This window comes from Rhodococcus aetherivorans, from assembly GCF_011058165.1.
Classification (GTDB): domain Bacteria; phylum Actinomycetota; class Actinomycetes; order Mycobacteriales; family Mycobacteriaceae; genus Rhodococcus; species Rhodococcus aetherivorans.
Genome location: NZ_JAALEG010000216.1, coordinates 1 through 520, shown reverse-complemented (window position 1 = coordinate 520; position 520 = coordinate 1). Strand labels below are relative to the sequence as shown.

Genomic DNA, 520 nt, shown 5'->3' with positions numbered 1-520 from the left:
GTGCCGTACAGCCTCGAGCTCTACGGCCGCGCCCGGGACATCTCCGGCGCCAACTTCCAGCCCATCCCGCGCACACCGCTGCGGTTTCCCAGCATCGTCGCCGCCAGCAGCAACGACCCGCTCTGTGGGTTCGACCGGGCCGCCGCTCTCGCGCGGCACTGGGGCAGCAGACTCGTCGACGCCGGACCGGTCGGGCACCTCAACCCCGCCGCCGGCTACGGCCACTGGCCAGCCGCCGAGGACCTCGTCCGTGAACTTGCCGAGGCACCGCCGCCCCGACCGGTCCCCGTCCGGGCCTGAGCCCCGGACCGTGGCGGCGAACCCTGCGATACCGACGTCGAGGTTCGCCGCCACACTCGACAGTCTCTCGTCGATCCTGCTGACACGGGTGAGGACCTCCGTGCGTCCGGATACCGTGGATCCGACACGGACAGGTCAGGAGAGCGCCGAATGATCACACGGACCAGGTTCTTCTCCGTTCACCACTCACGGTCGGCGCGATCGGGGCCTCCCCCGGACC

Annotated in this window: 1 protein-coding gene; it reads left to right on the top strand. The window is 71.0% G+C overall.

What is annotated here, in order from left to right; genetic code table 11:
• A partial coding sequence (locus tag G6039_RS30225) for an RBBP9/YdeN family alpha/beta hydrolase (RefSeq protein ID WP_206531484.1) occupies positions 1-300 on the top strand: 300 nt, incomplete at its 5' end.
• Positions 301-520: the final 220 nt, after the last annotated feature.